This is a genomic window from Streptomyces glaucescens, from assembly GCF_002154375.1.
Lineage (GTDB): Bacteria > Actinomycetota > Actinomycetes > Streptomycetales > Streptomycetaceae > Streptomyces > Streptomyces glaucescens.
Genome location: NZ_MUND01000940.1, coordinates 1 through 1,825, shown reverse-complemented (window position 1 = coordinate 1,825; position 1,825 = coordinate 1). Strand labels below are relative to the sequence as shown.

The 1,825-nt window shown below is 72.4% G+C and carries 1 protein-coding gene; it reads left to right on the top strand.

Annotated elements, in window-relative coordinates; all coding sequences use genetic code 11:
• Positions 1-135: 135 nt before the first annotated feature.
• Positions 136-1,825 (top strand): beta-galactosidase (locus tag CCN42_RS39540; protein ID WP_086741984.1); only part of this gene is annotated, 1,690 nt, incomplete at its 3' end.

The window sequence follows — 1,825 nt, the reverse complement described above, 5'->3', positions numbered from 1 at the left end:
GACCTGGACCCGGATCAACGACGACGCCCACCAGTGGGGCTGGACCGGCGAGACGATCACCGGCGACCCGCGCCTGTACGGCCGGGTCTACCTCGCCACCAACGGACGCGGAATCCAGTACGGGGAGCCCATCTGATGCCGCACCTGAACGACACCACGCGCGGCCGGCTCCTCTTCGGCGGCGACTACAACCCCGAGCAGTGGCCCGAGGAGACCTGGCACGAGGACATCCGGCTGATGAAGGACGCCGGAGTCAACTCCGTCACCCTCGGCGTCTTCTCCTGGTCGAAGCTGGAACCCGAGCCGGGCGCACGGGAGTTCGGCTGGCTGGACACGCTGATGGACCTGATGCACGCGAGCGGCATCGGCGTCGTCCTCGCCACCCCCACCGCCTCGCCACCGCCGTGGCTCGGCCGGCTGTACCCGGAGACCCTGCCCCGGGACGCCGACGGGCACGTCGAGCACTGGGGCGGGCGCCAGCACTTCTCGCACTCCAGCGCCGTCTACCGCCGCCACGCCGCCGAGATCACCGAGGCCCTGGCCGCCCGCTACGGCGGCCACCCGGCCCTCACGATGTGGCACATCAACAACGAGTACTGCACCTTCGACCACGGCGACGAGGCCGCCGCCCGCTTCCGGGTCTGGCTCCGGCGCCGGTACGGCACCCTGGACGCGCTCAACACCGCCTGGGGCACCGCCTTCTGGAGTCAGGGCTACGACACCTGGGACGGCGTCATCCCGCCCCGCCGCGCCCACTACCTGCGCAACCCCACCCAGGTGCTCGACTTCCGGCGCTTCACTTCCGACATGCTCCTGGAGTGCTACGCCGCCGAGCGCGACATCGTCCGCAGGCACACCCCGCACACCCCGGTCACCAGCAACTTCATGCCGCTGTGGATCGGCCAGGACGCCTGGCGCTGGGCCGAGGAGGAGGACGTCGTCTCCGTCGACCTCTACCCGGACCCGCGCGACCCGCTCGGTGCCCAGCGCGGCGCGCTCGTCCAGGACCTCACCCGGTCGCAGGCGCGCGGGCCCTGGATGCTGATGGAGCAGGCCGCGGGCCCGGTCAACTGGCGCGGCGTGAACCACCCCAAACCCCGCGGCCTCAACCGGCTCTGGTCCCTCCAGGCCGTGGCCCGCGGCGCCGACGCCGTCTGCTACTTCCAGTGGCGCCAGTCCCGGCAGGGCGCGGAGAAGTTCCACTCCGGGATGGTCAGCCACGCCGGGGAGCGGGGCCGTACCTTCCAGGAGGTCAAGCGGATCGGCGCCGACCTGCACCGGCTCGCCGAGGTCACCGGCACACACATCGCCGCCGACGTCGCGATCCTGCACGACTGGCACGCCTGGTGGGCCGGGGACCAGGAGGCCCGCCCGTCGCGGCGGGTCGACCTCGAGGACGTCCTGCACGCCTGGCACCGGGCCCTGTGGGAGGCCCACCTCACCACCGACTTCGCCCACCCCGAACACGACCTGAGCGGCTACCGCATGGTCGTCGTGCCGCAGCTCTACCTCCTCACGGACGCGGCGATCGAGAACCTGCTCGGCTTCGTCCGCGCGGGCGGCACCCTGGTCTGCGGCTTCCTCACCGGCGTCGCCGACGAGGACGACCGGATCCGTCCCGGCGGCATGGACGCCCGGCTGCGCGAGCTGTTCGGCATCCGGGTCCTGCACGAGTGGTGGCCGCTGGACGCGGACGAGAGCGCCGAGTGCGACGGCTTCCGGGGCACCCTGTGGTCGGAGGAGATCGAGGCCGCCGACGACGTCACCGAGACCGTGCCCTACAAGGGCGGCGAGCTGGACGGACTGCCCGCGCTGCTGCGCCGGG